Source organism: Nonomuraea sp. NPDC052265 (genome assembly GCF_044547985.1).
In the GTDB taxonomy this organism is placed as follows: Bacteria; Actinomycetota; Actinomycetes; order Streptosporangiales; family Streptosporangiaceae; genus Nonomuraea.
In genome coordinates this window covers 454,439-470,899 of the sequence record NZ_JBIUBJ010000005.1, presented here as the reverse complement: position 1 = coordinate 470,899, position 16,461 = coordinate 454,439, and the positions used below count along the sequence as shown (strand labels likewise).

The following is a 16,461-nucleotide window of genomic DNA, read 5'->3' as shown; positions in this document are numbered from 1 at the left end:
AAATTCGGCCATATCGGCATATCGGTGGTGGGAAAGCCCTTCCCTCTGGTTAAGCTACGCAGCGTTTGATGCGGGTGGGGGCCCGAATGACTCCAGAGGAGACCGTTATGTACGGCGAAGGGCAGTGGGGGGTCCCCGGCTATACCGAAGTCCGGGAACTGGGCAGCGGTGCCGCCGGTCGGGTGGTCCTGGCCACGCGCGATCACGACGGCGTGGAAGTCGCCATCAAATATCTCAATGACGAGCTCAGGTCCGACATGGGCTTCGTGGCCAGGTTCCGGCACGAGGCCCGGCTGCTCGGCACCCTGCAGAGCTCGCACCACGCGCGCCTGATCGACTACGTCGAGTCCGGGCAGGGCGCGGCGATCGTCATGGAGCTGGTCAACGGCGTCTCGCTGCGCGAGGTCCTGCGCTCCGAGGGGCCGACGGGGGCCGAGGCCGCGCTGGTCGTGCTCAAGGGCTCGCTCCAGGGCCTGGCCGCCGCGCACGCGATCGGCGTCGTCCACCGCGACTTCAAGCCCGAGAACGTGATGGTCCAGGGCGACGGCGACAGCAAGCTGGTGGACTTCGGCATCGCGGTCCGGGCCGGCGAGGGGGTCAGCGCCGCGGGCACGCCGCCGTACATGGCACCGGAGCAGTGGACGGGCGGGCCCGCCGGGCCGGCGACCGACGTCTACGCCGCCACCGTCGTGTTCTTCGAGTGCCTGACCGGCACCCGGCCCTACCGGGCGCCCAACATCGCCGCGCTCGCCCGCCAGCACCAGAGCGCGGCGCCGCCCGTCGAGGAGGTGCCGTCGGCGCTCCAGGGCCTGGTCGAACGCGGCCTGGCCAAGCAGCCGGGCGAGCGGCCGCCGTCGGCCGAGGCGTTCCTGACCGAGCTGGAGGCCATCGCGGCCGAGGCGTACGGCGCCGACTGGGAGGAGCGCGGACGCCGCCGCCTGGCCGCGCTCGCGGGTCTGCTGATCCTGCTGTTCCCGAGCCCGCTGCACGACCCCGCCGAGACGCGGACCGCGCTCACCGAGACCCGCTTCCCCGACCCCGCCCGCCTGCTGAGCAAGCTCTCGGCCAAGGTCGCGATCGGCGCGGTGGCCGTGGGCGTGGTGGTGGCCGTGGGCGTGATCCTGGTCAACTCCTCCACCGACGAGCCGGTGCTGCGGGCCCAGACGAGCGAGGTCACGCCCAGCGCGTCCGAGCCGGGAATCGACGAGGAGCCCACGGAGGAGGAGCCGACCGCGACGCCCGAGGAGACCACCTCGGAGCCGGACCCGACGCCGTCCTCCACGGACCCGGCCGTCTCGACCCCGCCGCCCGTCCTGCCGACGGCGACGGCGGCGACGACGACGACGGCCTCGCCGTCCAGGACGCCCCAGCCGACCCCGACGCGGAAGCCGACCAGGAGGCCGGTCAAGACACCGAAGCCGACCCCGACCGACTCCCCCGAGCCGGACATCACGGGCAAGAACAGCACGACCAGCGACGGCAGCAAGCCCACCTCGGCCGCCCCCACGCCCACCCCGACCCCGACCTCCGCCCCGCCCACCAGGACGCCCCCGAGCAGCCCGCCCCCGAGCAGCCCGGCGCCTTCGGAGACATCGCAGACGCCGACCAAGACCTCGACCGACGGCGGCGACGGCGGAGGCGGCACCGAGACGCCCACTCTGGACAAGGTCGGCAAGGCGCAGGCCGGACTCCTCGCGCTCGGCCTGATGACGTCGGGCGCGGTTCCGGTCACACTTGCGGTGAAACGTCGCATGACAGGACGCCACAGAAAGCAGCGCTAGACGCGCCGGGGGGCAAGGGGGATGGACAACCACAGGAACGGTATCGCCGGGTTCCGGCTGACCGAGCACACGTGGATGACCGAGCTGGGCAACTGGATCGACGCCATCTCGCCGGACGGCCGCAGGGCCGGGGCGCTGCTGTTCGACCCGCGGGTCATCGGCCTGCCCGGCGTCCGGGAACGGGTGGTGAGCACGGTCATGACCGACCAGCACCTCGTGCTGGGCGGCCTGGGCGGGCTGATCCCGGTGGCCGACGTGGTCGCGGCGGGCGACCAGGTGTGGCTGCTCACCGCGCAGGCGGTCAGCCCCACGCTGGCCGACCTGCTCGCCGGGGCGCCCATCGACCCGGCCGGGGCGGCGTCGGTGCTGATGGAGACCGGGCAGACGCTGCTCGCGCTGCACGCCGCGGGGGTCACGCACGGCTCGGTGCATCCCGGCACGGTGGTGATCACCGCCGAGGGGGCCGCGCTGCTGTCGGAGCGCGGCCTGTCCGACGCGATCCGCGGCCAGATCTCGCCGCGCGAGCGGGACGCGGCGGGCTGGGCGTCGCTGGCCCGCGGGCTGGCCGCCTCGTTCACGCAGACCGCGCCCCGGGCCGCCGGCCTGTTCGAACGGGCCGCCGGCACGGCCACCACGCTCGGCCTCGACGCGGCCCGCGCCATGCTGCACCAGGAACGCGCGGCGCTGCCCGGCGGCCTGATCAGCCGGGACGCGCTGGCGCGGGCGGCCCGCGGCAGGTCGGCGTTCGCGCAGGCGCCGTCGTTCGCCGCGCAGCCGCCGCCGGTGCCCCAGGACGAGGGCGACATCGTCACGCTGCTGCGCGTGCCGTCGTCGGGGTCGCCGCCGCGCCTGCAGTTCGGCCCGGGGGTCGGCCCGGGGGCCGGTGCGGGGGCCGGTGCGGGGGCCGGTTCCGCCGGGACCGCGCAGCAGCCCCGCCAGGAGACGACGGCCGAGCGGATCTGGCGCGAGGGACGTGACGGCGCCGCGACCGTCCACCAGCCGGAGAAGCGCTCCGGTGGCCGGGTGGCCAGGGTGTCGCGGCGACGGCGGCGGCGCACGATCCTGTCCACCGCGCTCTTCGCGGTCGTCATGGCGGGCGCGATCGTGGCCTGGTTCCGGCTGACGGACGTCCCCGAGCTGGCGGTGCAGTCGATCGACGTGGTGGCGCCGAAGAAGACGCTGGGCTGCGGCGGCGCGATCGTGCTCACCGGGACGGTGGTCACCAACGGGGGCGTGGGCGAGATCCGCTACGAGTGGCGCAAGAACCTGGACAAGGAGGTGGTCAAGGGCAGCCTGCGCACGAGCGCCGACAAGACGTCCTACTCGGTGCCGCTGCGCTGGACGTTGTCGGGCAAGAGCAACGTCAAGGCCACGGCCACGCTCAAGGTGCTCTCGCCGGGACCGGCGCGTACGGACAAGGCGAGCTTCACCTACAAGTGTTGACCTTCACTGAATGCGCAACAAAGCGGTTCTTACTAATCTGACGGGCATGACCACGCAGACCCCCGCGGGCTGGTACCCCGACCCGTACGGAGAGCCGCAGCTCCGCTGGTGGGACGGCAACCAATGGACGGACGCCACCCACGCGCAGGAGCGGCAGCCTCAGCCGCAGCAGCCGTCCTCCGGGCCGCAGCCAGGCCCGGGGCCACAGCCCCAGTCGTCGCCCGACTGGTCGGCCGGCCCGGCGAACCCCACGCTCCAGTACGGCCAGCCCGCCTTCGGCCAGCCCCCCTACGGGCAGCCGGCGTCCGGCGGGCAGCCCGCGCAGGGTCAGCCCCCCTACGGCCCGCAGCCCACCCAGGGTCAGGCCACCCAGGGTCAGCCCACCCAGGGTCAGCCCACCCAGGGTCAGGCCGCCTTCGGGCAGCCCGCCTTCGGGCAGCCCGCCTTCGGGCAGCAGCCCACGCAGTGGAGCGGCGGCCCGCTGCCCGGTCCCGGGCAGGCGCCGCCCAAGCAGGGCAACCCGCTGCCGTGGGTGTTCGGCGGACTGGCCGCGCTGGTCGTGGTCGCGCTGATCGTGGTCGCCGGGATCTTCTTCCTCAACCGGGGAAGCAGCACCCCGGTGGCCTCGCCCTCCACCGAGGAGTCGCAGCCGTTCCCGACCGAGGAGCCGCCCTCCGGGCAGCCGCCGACCGAGCTCCCCTCGCAGGGCGGCGAACTGCCGCAGCCGCAGGGCGGCCGCATCACCGACCCGGCGAGCGGCCTGTCCTACCAGGCGCCCGACGGCTGGAAGGTGCCCGCGTACGGCGACGTCAACGGCGCGGACCCGTCCCAGCAGATGTGGACGAGCGGCGTGCAGGCCAGCTCGCAGGAGAACTACGAGGGCGACAAGGACTGGATCGGCAACGCCTACGCCGGCCCGCTGGCCGGGCTCATCCCGTACGCGGGCGCCTCGGGGCTGGAGGAGACGGCCAAGGCGCTGTTCATGCAGTTCAGCACCGAGTTCTACGAGCCGCAGCACACGACCAAGATCATCGAGAACAAGGCCACGAAGATCGGCGACCGCCAGGCGTGGGTGATGCAGTTCCAGCTCGACTTCACCGCCGTCGCGGAGAAGAACGGCTACAAGTGGAAGAAGGAGAACGCCGCGATCGTGCTCATGGACCGCGGGCCGGGGCAGCGTCCGACGCTGCTGTACATCTCCGTTCCCGACAATCTGGGCACCGACGTGGTCGGAAAGGTTCTCGGCTCGCTCAAGCCCGCGTAAGCGGGGGCACTAGGCTGGTGGGGTAACAAGCGGGCGGATTGCTCCGAGCCGCTGGGCGAGGAGATCGAATGAGTGACGTGCTGGTCTGGATCGACTGCGAGATGACCGGGCTCGACCTGGGCCGTGACGCGCTGGTCGAGGTGGCGTGTGTCGTCACCGACAGCGAGCTCAATCAGCTCGACGAAGGCGTCGAGGTGGTCATCAAGCCGCCGCCGGAGTCGCTGGAGCAGATGTCGCAGGTCGTGCACGAGATGCACACCGCCTCGGGCCTGCTGCCCGAGCTGCCGGGCGGCGTCACGCTGGCCGAGGCGGAGTCGGTCGTGCTCGACTACATCCGGCGCCATGTGCCGGAGCCGAAGAAGGCGCCGCTGTGCGGCAACTCGATCGGCACCGACCGCACGTTCATCGCCAGGGACATGCCCGGGGTCGACGCCTATCTCCACTACCGCATGATCGACGTGTCGTCGATCAAGGAGCTGGTCCGCCGCTGGTACCCGCGGGTCTACTTCGCCGCCCCCGAGAAGCAGGGCGGCCACCGCGCGCTGGCCGACATCAAGGAGAGCATCAGGGAGCTGCGCTACTACCGCGCGGCGATCTTCGTGGCCCAGCCGGGGCCCGACTCGGCGACCGCCCGGCAACTCGCCGAGCGGGTCAGCGGCTAATTGGATGGCGTAAAGACTCCCGAACCCCGCTACACTTTTCCTGTGCCGTCACGGAGCTGGCGGCCATGGTGGGTGTAGCTCAGTTGGCAGAGCGCCAGGTTGTGGTCCTGGATGCCGAGGGTTCAAGTCCCTTCACTCACCCCAAGCGCACAGCCGGTCCCTCGGGACCGGCTGTTGTCGTTTTCTCCCGACAACGCCCCCAAATCAGGACAATGCGAGTTATGCTCGCTGTCTACCGCTAACGCCGGAAGCGCGGGGGCCATCGGCGATCAGACCGTCTGCGCGCCCCCGGAGGCCGGATGAGAGTCGACGACGCAGCGTTCGATAGCGTGTTCACCTCCTTGAGCAAACGCGAGGCCGAGGTCATGGACCTGATCGCCACGGGCGAGTCCAACGGCCAGATCGCCCAGCGCCTGTTCCTCAGCGAGAAGACCGTGAAGAACCACGTCAACCGGATCTACGCCAAGCTCGGCGTCGACTCCCGGGTCACGGCCATCGGGCTGTGGCTCTCGATCAGGAAGGACGGCTCCTGACCCGGCGGTGGTTCAGCCGGGCGCGATCCTGCGGCCGGTCAGGCGGGTGGGCCTGATCTTCAGGTAGTGCTGGCGCCGTCCGCCCGCCCACGGCTCGACGCCGGTGCTCTCGGCCTCCGCGCGTTCCTTCTCGGTCGTGACGTGGTGGAGCGAGCCGTGGACGAGCACGCTCCAGCCGCTCCGCGTCAGCTCCTCGATGCGGTCGACCTCGAACGCGACCTTGTACTCGACGTCCTCCACCCCCGTGCTCAGGTCCTCGTCGGTGCTGCCGCCCGCCACGGTGCGGAACACGATCGCCCCCTCGGACATGCGGAAGTTCACCGGCAGCACGGTCAGGCCGTGGCGGCCCTCGAAGGCGATCCGGCCCACTCCCCCGGGCCGCAGCAGGCGCAGGCACTCGTCCTCCTCCAGCGCGACCAGCGTCGGGTGCGCCGAGGCCGGGCCCGCGCCGACGGGCGTCTCCGCCACCTCTCCGAGCAGGCCCTCCACGGTCGTCTCCAGCGCCACGGCCAGGCGGGCCAGGGCCTCGCGCACCGAGATGCTCGACTGGTCCTCCAGATAGGCGACGTAGCCGACCGCCACGCCGGACCTGTCGGCAAGGTCCTGCCTGCTCAGGTTCAGCGATTCGCGACGTTCGGCTATCCGGCGGCCCAGACGTTCCATCGTGGTCACTTGCTCAGACATACGAAGTGCCCTACCCCGGAATCTCCCCTCTTCCCGGTGGTGCATCTGGCAGAAATGGTTTAACCGATGCTCTGGGTGCCATATGGACCATGAATCGGAATCCCGGGAAGGAACGTGGTCATGGTGCGGAGAGCGCGCGTCGTCGTCGTGGGAGCGGGCTTCGCCGGCCTGGCCGCGACGCGGGAACTGGCCAAGGGCGGCGCCCTGGTCACGCTCGTGGACCGGAACCCCTATTCGACCTTCCAGCCCCTGCTCTACCAGGTGGCCACGGCCGGGATGGGCACGTCCGACGTCTCCTACCCGATCCGTACGTTCGCCGCGAAGTGGCCGAACGTCCGCGCCCACCGGGCCGCGCTGAGCAAGGTGCACCCTTCCGACCGGCGGGTGGAGTTCGAGGACGGCTCCACCCTCGACTACGACTACCTGGTGATCGCCACCGGCGTCACGACCAACTGGATCCACGTGACCGGCGCCGAGGAGAACGCGCTGCCGATCTACTCGCTGCGCGACGCGGCCGTCCTGCGGCGGCGGCTCCAGCACTGCCTGGAGGACACCGCGGCGGGCCGGCGCGAGGGCACCCACGTCGTGGTGGTGGGCGGCGGCGCGACCGGCGTGGAGACCGCGGGCACGCTGGCCGAGCTGCGCCGCCGTACGGTCCCGCTGACGCATCCGGAGATCCGGCCCGACCAGACCAGCGTCACCCTGGTCGAGCGGTTCGACTACGTGCTGGCGCCGTACAAGCCACGGCTGCGGGACGCGGCGGCCGCGGCGCTGCGCCGGAGAGGCGTGCGGATGCGCCTGGGAGCCACGGTGGCGGGCGTGGAGCCGGACGCCGTCATCCTGGAGGACGGGACGCGGCTGGCCAGCGACGTGACCGTCTGGGCCCTCGGCGTCACCGCGCCCAAGGAGGTGACCGACTGGGGGCTGCCGCAGGGCAAGGGCGGCCGGATCACGCTCACCGACGCGCTCAACGTGCCCGGCCACCCCGAGATCTTCGTGGCCGGCGACCTCGCGGGGCAGCCGGACCCGCTGCCCCAGCTCGCCCAGCCGGCCATCCAGATGGGCAAGCACGTGGGCAGGCAGATCCTGGCCGCGGCGCACGGCCGGCCGCTCAGCCGCTTCTCCTACCGCGACCCGGGGATCATGGCCACGGTCGGCAAGGCCGAGGCGGTGCTGCAACTGCGCAACGGGCTGACCATGCGCGGCCTGCCCGCCTGGCTGGCCTGGATCTTCGTGCACGTGGCGTACCTGCTGGGCGGGCGCAACCGGGTCAGCGTGCTGCTGAACTTCTTCTGGCGCTACGGCGGGCCGCGCCGCAGCGCCACCAGCATCGCCTCGACCGAGTGAGCGGCGCTCAGAGCGCGGCCGACAGCGCGTTCAGGCCGTGTTCGAGGTCGGCCTCGGGGATGTTCAGCGCCGGGCGCAGGCGTACGGACCGGGGTCCGCAGGGCAGCGCCAGCACGCCGTGCTCCTCCCTGAGCCGGGTCACGAAGCCGTCGCGGGCGGCCTGGTCGGGCAGGTCGAAGGCGCACATCAGGCCCCTGCCGCGCACGGCGGAGACGGTGTCGGGGTGCTCGGCCTCCAGCTTGGTGAGCCGTTCGAGCAGGACGCCGCCGAGCGTGCCGGCCCGGGCGATCAGGCCGTCGCGTTCGATGATCTCCAGGATGCCGCGGCTGCGGACCATGTCCACCAGGCCGCCGCCCCACGTGGAGTTGATCCGGCCGCTGAGCTGGAAGACGTTGTCGGCCACCTGGTCGACCCTGCGGCCCGCCATGATCCCGCCGACCTGCACCTTCTTGGCGAACGCCACCACATCGGGGGCCAGTCCGAGCTGCTGGTAGGCCCAGGGCGTGCCGGTGGTGCCGCCGCCGGTCTGGACCTCGTCCAGGACGAACAGGGCGTCGTGCTCGTGGCACAGGTCCTGCATCGCGCGCAGGAACTCGGCCCGCATGTGGTTGTCGCCGCCCTCGCCCTGGATCGGCTCGGCGATGAAGCAGGCGATGTCGTGCGGGTGGCGCTCGAACGCCGCCCTGGCCTGGGCCAGCGCGCGTCCCTCGGCGGCCTCCACGTCGCCGAGGTGGATGGCCGGCACGTCGATGCGCGGCCAGTCGAACTTCGGGAAGCGGTCGGTCTTGCCCGGCTCGGTGTTGGTCAGGCTCAGCGTGTAGCCGCTGCGGCCGTGGAAGGCCCGGGTCAGGTGCATGACCCGGGTGCCCAGGTCGCGGGGGCGGCCGGCGGCCTCGTTGTGCCGGCTCTTCCAGTCGAAGGCGGTCTTGAGCGCGTTCTCCACGGCCAGGGCGCCGCCCTCGACGAAGAACAGGTGGGGCAGCTCGGGGTCGCCGAGCACGCGGGCGAACGTGTCGACGAAGTCGGCCAGGTGCTCGGTGTAAATGTCGGGGTTGGCGGGCTTGTTCCGGGCGACCTGGCCGAGCAGCGCGGCGAAGTCGGGGTCGAAGGGCGGGTTCACACCGAGCGGGGCGGAGGCGAAGAAGGTGTAGAAGTCCAGGTAGCGGCGGCCGTTGCGGGCGTCCACCAACCAGGAGCCACGGCTGAGTTCGAGATCGAGGACGAGACGGTAGCCATCGACGAGCAGGTGGCGGGCAAGGCGGGTGTGTACGTCCATGCCTTCTCCAATGTCGTGAGACAGGCCGGGGGTTCCTCACGAGGAACCCGGTCGTATCCGTAAAATTTACGGTATTCCTGCCCCGCGAATGAACTTCTTCAAACGAAGTGACAGCACAATCATCGCGATTCCATACAGGATCGCGAAAATGCCGATCAGCCAGACGAGGCTCAGCATTCCGGCGCCCGGCCAGATGAGCAGCAGGACACCGAAGATCACCGACAGGATGCCGGCCGTGATGAACATCCACTCGTTGTCGATGCTCTTGCGGAGCCGCACGCCCGCCACGATCTCGGAGATGCCGGAGATGATGGCCCAGAAGGCGATGAGGTAGAGCAGGGCGAGGGAGGTGATCCCCGGCCAGACGAAGGCGATGACACCCGCCACGATGCCGACGATGCCCGAGAAGATCAGCCAGGCCCGTGACCGGGCGCCGTGCCGGAAGGCGGCGAACAGCTCGAAGACACCGGAGACGATGGCGTACGCACCGAAGAAGATCACCAGCACCAGCAGCGTGATCCCCGGCCAGATCAACGCCAGCACACCGAAGATGATCGCGGCGATGCCACGAACGAGCAGCAGCCACCACGAGCGCGAAAGTTCCTGCATACTGCTCTGCTTTCCGTGATTCGCACGAAAAGAGACCAGCCAAGGGTCAAATGTCTGCCTACATGTGGGAATAGACCACGATCGACACCGCGATGTACTGCACCAGGTACGCGGCGATCGTGAAGGCGTGGAAAACCTCGTGGAAGCCGAACCAGCGCGGGGACGGATCGGGCCGGCGCAGGCCGTAGACGACGGCTCCCGCCGAGTAGAAGACCCCGCCCACGGCCACCAGCACGACGGCGGCCACCCCGGCCCCTTCGAGCAGCTGCGGCATCACGAAGATCGCGGTCCAGCCCAGCGCCAGGTACAGGACGGTGTAGAGCCAGCGCGGCGCGCCCATCCAGAACACCCGGAACAACACCCCGGCCAGCGCGCCGCCCCACACGACGGACAACACGGCGACCCTGGCCACGCCGTCGAGGGCCAGCAGCCCGAACGGCGTGTACGTGCCCGCGATGATCAGGTAGATGTTGGCGTGGTCGAACCGGCGCAGCACCTCGGCCAGCCGCGGCCCCGGCGTGCCCCGGTGGTAGGTCGCCGAGATGCCGAACAGCAACCCCGAGGTGATGGCGTAGACGCCGGCCGCCAGGCGGGCCTGCTGGGTCGGGCCGAGCGCCACGAGCACGAACCCGGCCACCAGCGTCACCGGCAGCGCCCCGGTGTGCAACCAGCCACGCAGCCTCGGCTTCACGGTGATGGTCGTCATGTAACCTACGGTACCGTAGGTTACGGATTGAGCTGAAGTGCCGCCGGTCACAGTCCGTTCAGGAAACGCACCGCGATCGGCACCGCCGCCGAGCGGCCGGAGCCCCCGTTCCGGACGAACACGCAGAACGCCAGGTCGCCCCGGTAGCCGATGAACCAGCCGTGCGACGTCCGGCCCTCCACCTCGGCGGTGCCCGTCTTGCCCGCCACGCCCTCCGGCAGCCCGGCCTGGCTCGCCGTCCCGTGGTCCACGACGGCGGCCATCATCTCCCGCAACGCCCCGACCACCCCCTCGTCCAGCCGGACGTCCGGGAACGGCTCGCCGTCCACGCGGCGCACGTCGTCCTGCGACAGCAGGCGGGGCGAGCGCCATGTGCCGTTCTGCACGGCGGCGGCCACGGTGGCCATGCACAACGGGGTGGCCACCACCGTGCCCTGGCCGATGACGTTCAGGGAGAACATGTCCGTGTCGTCGGTCTCCTGCATCGTGCCGCACCGGCCGCCCACGCCGGTCGCCATCGGCCGGTCGAATCCCCACCGGGCGGCGGTCGCGCGCAGGTCCTCCATGGTCAGCATGGACGTGGCCTGCTCGACGAAGGTGGTGTTGCAGGAGTAGGCGTAGGCGTCGGCGAAGGTGACGGTCCCCCGGTCCGCGCCGCCGTCGTTGCTGATCGGCGCCGAGAACGCCGGCGTGTACGAGGCCGGGCACCCCATCTCGTCGGCCGGGGTGACCCCCTTCTCCAGCAGCGCGGCGGCGACGATCGTCTTGAACGTGGAGCCGGGCGGGAAGGCGTCGCGCACCGCGCTGAAGTTGTCCTCCAACCGGTCGGCCAGGGCCAGGATCTCGCCCGTGCTCGGTCGGAGCACCACGATCGAGGAGTCGGCCACGCCGTCCAGGGCCCGCGCGGCGGCCGCCTGGACCGGCCGCGACAGGGTGGTGCGTTCGACGTTCGCCTTCGGCAGGCGGGCCAGCAGCGCCTTCTCGGGCCGGCCCGGCCCCCTCGACACCAGCTCCAGCCCGTGGTTGGCCTTGGCGAACTCGGGCTTGAGCGGGTTGAGGTAGGCGTCGGCGTAGCTGTCGTTGGGGATCTTGGCGCCCTCGCTGGTGACCAGCTCGGCCGCCGACGCCTCGACCTCCTCCAGCTCCAGCGTGCCGCCGTCCTTGAGCAGCGGGTGCAGCGTCTCGGGCGCCCACAGCACCCGCCACGCCCGATCCCGTACGCCCAGCCGCAACGTGCTGTCGAACGGCCACGGCCCGAGGTCGGTCAGCTCGCGCACGCCCACGAAGCGCACCTCGGCCGACTCCTCCCCCGTGCTGCGCACCGGCCCCGGGGTGAGCCGGATCGACTCGACACCCAGCTTCTGCGACAGAGAGCGGTGGCGGTCGAAGAAGTCGGCCGGCGGCCGGTCCACCAGCAGAGCCATGCCCGCGACGTCCCCCTTCCGCCAGGCGTCGAAGTACGCGGCGGCGGTCTTGGCGGCGCTGCCCTTGACCCGGCCGGCGGCCAGAACGGCGAAGGTGCCCGCCCCTAATATCGCGACAACCGCGATGACGAGCACAATCAGCCTTCTCCGTCGCATACGGTTCTCCCAGGGAGGGATCAGCGTGGCACGTGGACAGCGGGAACCGATGCCTGGCCTTTATCCGGTGACGTTCGGCGAGGTCGAACTTCTCCGGGACCTGGACAGGCAGGACGGCTGGGTGCTGTCCAAGGATGGCGTACCTCAGTCGTACGTTGACCTACAAGACCCGACATTTCTGGATTTCGAGTACGTCCGGCTCATGGCCGACGTCATCGACCTCCTGCCCGAAGGGCCGCTGAGCTGCGTGCACGTCGGGGGCGGCGCGTGCACGATCCCCCGCTACGTCACGGCCACCAGGCCGGGCTCCCGGCACATCGTGATCGAGCCCGACGGCCTGCTGGTGAACCTGGTCCGCGAGCAGCTCGACCTGCGCTCGGTCCCCCGGCTGAAGGTCATCGTGGCCGGCGGCCGCGAGGGCACGGCCAAGGTGTGGGACGACTCGTCCGACCTGGTCGTGCTGGACGCGTTCACGGGCGCCACGATGCCGGTGGAGCTGGCCACCGCGGAGTACATGGGCGACCTGGCGCGGGTGCTGCGCCCGGACGGCACGCTGCTGGTCAACATGGCCGACGGCAAGGGCCTGGCGTTCGCCAAGCGGCTGCTGGCCACGGTGTGCGACGCCTTCCGGCACGTGGCGCTGCTGGCCGAGCCGGGGATCATGCGGGGCCGCCGGTTCGGCAACCTGATCGTCGCGGCCTCGCGTACGGAGCTGCCGCTCGACCTGCTGTCCCGGCGCGCGGCCGGCGGCCTCACCCAGGCGCGCTGCGTGCACGGGGAGGCGCTGAAGAACTTCATCGGCGGGGCGTACCCGATCAAGGACGGCGACTCCGTCCTCGCCCCGGTCCCGCCCCCGGCCGTCTTCGGCTGAGTCAGCGGTCGGCCGGGCCGAGGTAGGCCAGGACGGCGGCCACCCTTCTGTGCACGTCGCCGCTGTTCTCCAGCCCCAGCTTGGTGAAGATGGCGTTCACGTTCTTCTCCACCGAGGAGATCGACAGGTGCAGGGCACGGGCGATGCCGGCGTTGGAGCGGCCGTGGGCCATCTCGCGCAGCACGTCGCGCTCCCTGGGGGTCAGCGACTCCCCCGGCTCGGAGCCGGGCCTGCTGGCCATGAGCTTCCTGGCCCGGACGGCCGACGGCCGGACGTACGTGGTGTCCACGGCGGCCGTGAACCCGGCCGCCCCCTTCCAGCAGGGGCCGGTGGCCCAGGAGCTGCTGGTGCTGACGCGGGGGGCGTTCGCGCTGGTCAAGTCCTCCTAGGGCGTCGATTCCTCACAGGGCGGCGTGGGCGAGGTCGATGAACAGGGCCGAGGACCAGCCGAAGCCGGTCGTGGCCCGGCCCGCCCGCCGTCCCGTGAGGGGGTTCCAGTACTCGTAGAGGCCGCCGCCGTCGCGCACCATGGCCAGGGTCCGCGCGGCGAGCTCGGCGGCGACGTCCGGGTGGCCCGAGCGGCGCAGGCCGTCGATCAGCAGGTAGTTGACGTTCAGCCAGACCGGGCCGCGCCACATGGCGTCGGGGTCGAAGCGCGGGTCGTCGAAGGCCACCGTGGGCACCGGACGCTCGGCCCAGAAGGCGGGCGAGGTCAGGTCCTGGACCAGGCGGTCGGCGATCTCGGCCGGGAGGCGGCCGGTGAGCAGCGGCATGAGGTCGAGCGGCGTGCGCACGTCGGCGTCGGCGGCTCCGGCGACCTTGGTGACGAAGCGGCGGCCGTTCCAGCGGCGTTCGACCATGCGGTCCACGAGCGCCTGGGCCCTGGTCCGCCATCCGGTGTCGTCCTTGCCGAGCGCGGTGGCGATGTCGCCCAGGCGGTCGTACTGGAGGGCCAGGTAGGAGTTCAGGTCCGGGGGCTCGGCGCGCGGGCCACCGTCCCAGATCGGGCTGTCGTCCAGGCCCGACGAGTACGGGTGCAGGTACTCGGCCAGGCCGTCGCCGTCCGGGTCGGAGCGGGCGAACCACCATTCCTGCGACCTGACCAGCGGCTCGTAGACCTCGGCCAGGAAGGCGGGATCGGGGTCCACCTCGTGGATCTTCCACACGGCCCACGCGGTGAGCGGCGGCTTGGTGACGGGCACGACGTGCCGGATCGGCTCGCCGCCGACGTGCTGGGCGAGCCTGGCCAGGTCGGAGCGGGGCAGGTCGGTGGTCTCGGCGAGCACGCCGTGGTCGTGCACGACGTCGGGGATCAGGCCGTCGGGCCGCTGGTTGTCGAGCAGGATGCGGATCTGCTCCCTGGCCAGGGCGGGGTCGGCGTGCCTGAGGGCGATGGCGTGGAAGTAGGAGTCCCAGTTCCACAGGCCGACGTAGCCGTACTTGGAGGGGACGAGGGACTCCCTGCCCTGGATGCGTACCAGGTTGACGGCCAGCGTCCACCAGGCCTGCTCGGCGCGTTCGCGCAGCTCGGCGGGGACGGCGGGCATCCGGGCGAACCAGGCGGCCCAGCGTTCGGCGGCCCGGGCCAGGACCTCGGCCCCGTCGCGGACGGTCGGCTCGCCGGCGAGGGTGACACAGCCGTCGATGGCGGTCTCGCCGCCGTCCCAGACGGCCCGTGCGCCCTCGCCGACCGCGACGAGGGTGCCGGGGTCGGCGAAGGCCAGGGTCACGTCGCCGTCGAGCTCCACCCGGTCGGGCAGGGCCCGGCGTACGCGCAGCTCCCGGGAGCCGGCGTAGAAACGCAGGCCGGCGCGGACGGTCGTGTCGTCGAGCCGGGTCTCGTAGAGCGCCTCGGCGACGCGCAGCGAGCCGTCGTCGGCCGCCATGACGAGCAACCGCGAGCCGCGCTCGGTGAAGGGGCGTTCGCGCAGGTCCAGCACTTACTTTCCTCCCAGGCCGGAGGCGGCCATCGAGTTGATGATCTTCCGCTGCCCGATCAGGAACGCGATCAGCGTCGGCACCACGGCGATCGCCGAGGCCGCCAGGATCTGCCCGTAGTCGGTCGCGCCGTGCTGCTGGGCGAACTGGCTGAGCAGCAGCGGGACGGTGAACAGCTCCGGCGTGTTCAGGAAGATCAGCGGGAACAGGAACGAGTTCCAGGACGCCAGGAACACGATGATGCCGAGCGCGCCGAGCCCCGGCCGGATGTTGGGCAGCACGATGCTCCAGAAGCACCGCCACCGGCCCGCGCCGTCGATCCTGGCCGCCTCCTCCAGCTCGATCGGCACCGCCCTGATGAACTGGCGCAGCAGGAACACCGCGAACGGGTTCGCGATCGTCGGGACGATCAGCGACAGGTGCGAGTCGATCCAGCCGAACTTGGCCAGCATCAGGTACAGCGGCACGATCGTCACCTGCGACGGCACCATCTGCGTGGCCAGGAACAGCACGAACAGCACGCCCGAGCCCCTGAACCTGATCCGGGCGAAGGCGTAGGCGGCCATCGCCGAGGTGAGCAGGGTGAGCACCACGTTCAGGGCGGCGATGTAGAAGCTGTTCCAGTACGCCAGCCCGAACGGCATGGTCGACAGCGCGTCGGGATAGTTCTGCCAGGTCCAGGGGGCCGGCAGCCAGGCCGTCGGGTCGTTGATCATCTGCCGCACGCCCTTGGCGGAGGTGAACAACATCCACACGAACGGGAACAGCATGAGCAGCCCGCCGACCGTGAGCGCGGCGTGCAGACCGATCTGCCGTGATCTCATGCGTACCGCCTCACGAGTCGTAGTGGACGAAGCGCTTCTGCGCGGCGAACTGGACCAGCGTCACCAGCAGCGTGAGCACCAGCAGGATCAGGGCGGCCGCGCTGCTCGGCCCGAACTCGAACTTCTTGAACCCGAGATCGAAGATGTGGTACACGATCGTGCGCGCGCCCTCGTTGTCCTTCGGGTCCACCAGCACGTAGATCTGGTCGAACGCCTGGAACGAGCTGATCACCGCGACCACGGTGGAGAAGAAGATCGTGGGCGACAGCAGCGGCAGCGTGACCGACCGGAAGATCCGGAAGGGGCCCGCGCCGTCGATCCGGGCGGCCTCGACGACCTGCGGCGGGATGGTCTGGAGCCCGGCCAGGAAGATCACCACGTTGAGGCCGAGCGAGGACCAGATCGTCACCACGGCGATCGCCACGATGACCCAGCCGGGGTCGAGCAGCCAGTCGGGCCCGCTGACGCCGAACCAGCTCATGAGCGAGGTGTTCAGCACGCCGTTCTCGTCGCCGGCCAGGATGACCTGCCACATCAGCGCGACGGCCACCGAGCTGGTGACGACCGGCATGAAGTACACGACCCGGTAGACGTTGCTGCCCTTGATGCTGTTCAGGGCGACCGCGATCAGCACCGCGAGGGCGAGCCCGAAGGGCACGGTCAGCAGCGCCAGCTTGAGCGTGTTCCACACCGCGCGGCCGAACAGCGGGTCGGTGAGCTGGCCGGCGAAGTTGGCCAGCCCCGCCCACGACTTCTCGCCGAGGCCGTCCCAGTTCATGAAGGCCAGCACCACGGCGAACCCGAGCGGGATCACCAGGAACACCACCAGCGCGCCGACCTGCGGCGCGAGGAAGATCGCGGCCCACCAGCCGTCCCGGTCGCGCAGCTTCTTGGCGGGCCGCGCGGCGGTCTTGCCGCGCGGCCCGGCGAGCACGGCCATCCG

General features: G+C 71.1%; 17 protein-coding genes and 1 tRNA gene. 9 read left to right on the top strand and 9 right to left on the bottom strand.

Features of this window, described 5'->3' with window-relative positions; genetic code table 11:
• Positions 1 to 68 precede the first annotated feature (68 nt).
• The 6 genes from ACIHAD_RS19220 to ACIHAD_RS19195 all read left to right on the top strand — a co-directional run bounded on the left by ACIHAD_RS19220 (position 69) and on the right by ACIHAD_RS19195 (position 5,683).
• The gene (locus ACIHAD_RS19220; protein WP_397355823.1) at positions 69 to 1,781 is read left to right on the top strand and encodes a protein kinase; all 1,713 of its coding nucleotides are present in this window, start codon (positions 69 to 71) and stop codon (positions 1,779 to 1,781) included.
• 21 nt (positions 1,782 to 1,802) lie between these two features.
• Entirely contained in the window at positions 1,803 to 3,224 is a 1,422-nt protein-coding gene (locus ACIHAD_RS19215) for a hypothetical protein (protein WP_397355822.1), read from the top strand.
• 46 nt (positions 3,225 to 3,270) lie between these two features.
• The gene (locus ACIHAD_RS19210; RefSeq protein ID WP_397355821.1) at positions 3,271 to 4,488 is read left to right on the top strand and encodes a DUF2510 domain-containing protein; all 1,218 of its coding nucleotides are present in this window, start codon (positions 3,271 to 3,273) and stop codon (positions 4,486 to 4,488) included.
• 68 nt (positions 4,489 to 4,556) lie between these two features.
• On the top strand, positions 4,557 to 5,150 hold the full coding sequence (gene orn, locus ACIHAD_RS19205; RefSeq protein ID WP_397355820.1) for an oligoribonuclease: 594 nt from the start codon (positions 4,557 to 4,559) through the stop codon (positions 5,148 to 5,150).
• 68 nt (positions 5,151 to 5,218) lie between these two features.
• A tRNA-His gene (locus ACIHAD_RS19200) sits at positions 5,219 to 5,294 on the top strand.
• A gap of 197 nt (positions 5,295 to 5,491) precedes the next feature.
• Positions 5,492 to 5,683: a LuxR C-terminal-related transcriptional regulator gene (locus ACIHAD_RS19195; protein WP_397355819.1), complete on the top strand. Its 192-nt coding sequence runs from the start codon at positions 5,492 to 5,494 to the stop codon at positions 5,681 to 5,683.
• Between the two features lie 12 nt (positions 5,684 to 5,695).
• Here ACIHAD_RS19195 and ACIHAD_RS19190 read toward each other — a convergent pair whose 3' ends face one another.
• Positions 5,696 to 6,367, bottom strand: a complete 672-nt coding sequence (locus ACIHAD_RS19190) for a helix-turn-helix domain-containing protein (protein WP_397355818.1) — start codon at positions 6,365 to 6,367, stop codon at positions 5,696 to 5,698.
• A gap of 120 nt (positions 6,368 to 6,487) precedes the next feature.
• Here ACIHAD_RS19190 and ACIHAD_RS19185 point away from each other — a divergent pair, with 120 nt between their 5' ends.
• Positions 6,488 to 7,714 (top strand): NAD(P)/FAD-dependent oxidoreductase, encoded by a 1,227-nt coding sequence (locus ACIHAD_RS19185; protein WP_397355817.1) that lies wholly within the window; start codon positions 6,488 to 6,490, stop codon positions 7,712 to 7,714.
• 7 nt (positions 7,715 to 7,721) lie between these two features.
• On the opposite strand, the gene lat is transcribed toward ACIHAD_RS19185, so the two are convergent.
• The 4 genes from lat to ACIHAD_RS19165 form a co-directional block, all read right to left on the bottom strand.
• Entirely contained in the window at positions 7,722 to 8,990 is a 1,269-nt protein-coding gene (gene lat, locus ACIHAD_RS19180; RefSeq protein ID WP_397355816.1) for an L-lysine 6-transaminase, read from the bottom strand.
• A gap of 66 nt (positions 8,991 to 9,056) precedes the next feature.
• Entirely contained in the window at positions 9,057 to 9,599 is a 543-nt protein-coding gene (locus ACIHAD_RS19175) for an HdeD family acid-resistance protein (RefSeq protein ID WP_397355815.1), read from the bottom strand.
• A gap of 58 nt (positions 9,600 to 9,657) precedes the next feature.
• Positions 9,658 to 10,305, bottom strand: a complete 648-nt coding sequence (locus tag ACIHAD_RS19170; RefSeq protein ID WP_397355814.1) for a hemolysin III family protein — start codon at positions 10,303 to 10,305, stop codon at positions 9,658 to 9,660.
• Between the two features lie 47 nt (positions 10,306 to 10,352).
• Positions 10,353 to 11,864 (bottom strand): penicillin-binding transpeptidase domain-containing protein, encoded by a 1,512-nt coding sequence (locus tag ACIHAD_RS19165; RefSeq protein WP_397355813.1) that lies wholly within the window; start codon positions 11,862 to 11,864, stop codon positions 10,353 to 10,355.
• A gap of 88 nt (positions 11,865 to 11,952) precedes the next feature.
• Between ACIHAD_RS19165 and ACIHAD_RS19160 the strand changes: the two genes are divergently transcribed.
• Positions 11,953 to 12,756 (top strand): spermidine synthase, encoded by an 804-nt coding sequence (locus ACIHAD_RS19160; protein WP_397355812.1) that lies wholly within the window; start codon positions 11,953 to 11,955, stop codon positions 12,754 to 12,756.
• Between the two features lies 1 nt (position 12,757).
• On the opposite strand, the gene ACIHAD_RS19155 is transcribed toward ACIHAD_RS19160, so the two are convergent.
• A complete protein-coding gene (locus ACIHAD_RS19155; RefSeq protein ID WP_397355811.1) occupies positions 12,758 to 12,997 on the bottom strand; it encodes a response regulator transcription factor in 240 nt (79 codons plus the stop codon).
• On the opposite strand from ACIHAD_RS19155, the gene ACIHAD_RS19150 reads away from it, so the two are divergent.
• Positions 12,996 to 13,145, top strand: coding sequence for a hypothetical protein (locus ACIHAD_RS19150; protein WP_397355810.1), 150 nt, complete (start codon positions 12,996 to 12,998; stop codon positions 13,143 to 13,145). The genes ACIHAD_RS19155 and ACIHAD_RS19150 overlap by 2 nt on opposite strands.
• A gap of 12 nt (positions 13,146 to 13,157) precedes the next feature.
• Here the strand turns inward: ACIHAD_RS19150 and ACIHAD_RS19145 are convergent, their stop codons facing one another.
• From ACIHAD_RS19145 to ACIHAD_RS19135, 3 genes are read right to left on the bottom strand one after another with little or no spacing between them, the layout of a single operon-like run.
• Complete coding sequence (locus ACIHAD_RS19145; RefSeq protein ID WP_397355809.1) at positions 13,158 to 14,696, bottom strand: amylo-alpha-1,6-glucosidase; 1,539 nt, start codon at positions 14,694 to 14,696, stop codon at positions 13,158 to 13,160.
• The gene (locus ACIHAD_RS19140; RefSeq protein ID WP_364084620.1) at positions 14,697 to 15,518 is read right to left on the bottom strand and encodes a carbohydrate ABC transporter permease; all 822 of its coding nucleotides are present in this window, start codon (positions 15,516 to 15,518) and stop codon (positions 14,697 to 14,699) included. It abuts the gene before it with no gap.
• A gap of 10 nt (positions 15,519 to 15,528) precedes the next feature.
• On the bottom strand, positions 15,529 to 16,458 hold the full coding sequence (locus ACIHAD_RS19135; RefSeq protein ID WP_397355808.1) for a carbohydrate ABC transporter permease: 930 nt from the start codon (positions 16,456 to 16,458) through the stop codon (positions 15,529 to 15,531).
• Between the last annotated feature and the right edge of the window lie 3 nt (positions 16,459 to 16,461).